Source organism: Streptomyces sp. NPDC002619 (genome assembly GCF_042889305.1).
Classification (GTDB): Bacteria; Actinomycetota; Actinomycetes; order Streptomycetales; family Streptomycetaceae; genus Streptomyces.
In genome coordinates this window covers 1-1,831 of sequence record NZ_JBIAQV010000150.1, presented here as the reverse complement: position 1 = coordinate 1,831, position 1,831 = coordinate 1, and the positions used below count along the sequence as shown (strand labels likewise).

Sequence of the window (1,831 nt, the reverse complement as noted above, 5' to 3'; positions counted from 1 at the left end):
GGTCCGCATGCGTCACGACCCACGCACTCGTGACTACGTCGCACGACGCACTCTCGAAGGGCTCAAGACGAAGGACATCTTCAGATGCCTCAAGCGCTTCGTCGCGCGAGAGGTCTACCACCACGTCACGAGCGCATTCAGCAGCGCACCATCGACGTCCCCAGCGACTTGACGATCTATAGGAGTCGACCGTTCACCTGCGGTGACGCCCCGCGGGCGTGAAAATCGGTACAGGGGCTGTCTGCCGACGCCGCTTGATGTTTGGGCCGTGAGCCCGCATAGGAGTCTGGTGAGGGAGCCGTCCGAGGGGCCGCACACTGTCGCCTTGAGCACGCCGATCAGCTTCTCCGATCCCCTCAAGGCTCCCCGGACAGCCCCTGCCCGAACCAGCACAACAGGGGGCACGTCATGGAGGAGTTGAGAGAAGACCACGACGACGGAACGGTCGCGCGGGTCGCGGCGATCGACATCGCCAAGGCATCCGGGATGGTCTGCCTGCGCGTCCCGCACGACACCATCGAGGGCCGGCGCGTCCAGCAGGTCTGGACGGTCGCCTCGATGACCAACGCGATCCTGGAACTCGGCGACCGGCTGGTCTGCCAGGGCGTCGAGCGGGTCGTCATGGAAGCGACGGGATCGTACTGGCGCCCGTTCTTCTACCTGCTGGAGGCCCGCGGCCTGGACTGCTGGCTCGTCAACGCGCGCGATGTGAAGAACGTCCCCGGGCGCCCGAAGACCGACAAGCTCGACGCGGTCTGGCTGGCCAAGCTCGCCGAACGCGGCATGGTCCGGGCCTCGTTCGTCCCGCCGAAGCCCGTCCGGCAGCTACGGGATTTCACCCGCACCCGCACCGTGTTCGTCCAGGAACGCACTCGCCACAAGCACCGGGTGGACAAGGCCCTCCAGGACGCGCAGATCAAACTGTCCGGCGTCGTCTCGGACCTGTTCGGCATGTCGGGCCGGGCCATGCTCGATGCCCTGGTCGCCGGCGAACGCAACCCCCGCGCCCTCGCCGACCTCGCCAAGGGCAACCTGATCAAGAAGAAGGCCGCCCTCATCGAGGCCCTGACCGGGCAGTTCGAGGACCACCACGCCCGGCTGCTGCGAGTGCTGCTGGGCACCGTCGACCATCTCACCGCACAGATCCAGGAACTCGACCGGCTCATCGCCTGCACGCTGGAAGAGATCACCACCCCGCACGACGGCCCAGGAGCAGAACCGTCTGCCGGTGGCGTGAGCGCCCGCTCCTTGGCCGAGAAGCTGGACGCCATCCCCGGGATCGGTCCGGCCACCGCGCAGATCATCCTCGCCGAGATCGGCGCGGACATGAGCCGCTTCCCCACCCCCGAACACCTGGTGTCCTGGGCCAAGTTGTGCCCCCGCACGATCCAGTCCGGCGCGAAGAACACTGCAGGCCCGGCCGGGCAGGGCAACCCCTGGCTCAAGGGCGCCCTCGGCGAGGCCGCCAACGCCGCCGCCCGCACCGACACCTTCCTCGGCGCCCGCTACCGGCGCATCGTCAAACGCCGCGGCCACGCCAAAGCCCTGGTCGCCGTCGCCCGCTCGATACTCGTCATCAGCTGGCACCTGATCAACGAGCCGGACGCCTCCTACCAGGAACTCGGCTCCGACTGGCACCAGCGCCACCTCAACCCCGCCCGCAGAACCCGCGACCTCGTCCGCCAGCTCCAGGCCCTCGGCCACCAGGTCACCCTCGCCCCCACAACTGTCTGACCGACCCCCGTCCGATCCCGACATCCGGTCCGCAACTGAAGCGGCCCGGATGCTGCCGCCTGCCCACCAGGAGATCGATTTTCCGATCAGCTTCAGA

Annotated in this window: 1 protein-coding gene; it reads left to right on the top strand. The window is 68.1% G+C overall.

Annotated features, from left to right (window positions below; translation table 11 throughout):
* The first annotated feature begins 408 nt into the window (after window positions 1-408).
* Window positions 409-1,734: an IS110 family transposase gene (locus tag ACFYXB_RS45930; RefSeq protein ID WP_389591466.1), complete on the top strand. Its 1,326-nt coding sequence runs from the start codon at window positions 409-411 to the stop codon at window positions 1,732-1,734.
* The last annotated feature ends 97 nt before the right edge of the window (window positions 1,735-1,831 follow it).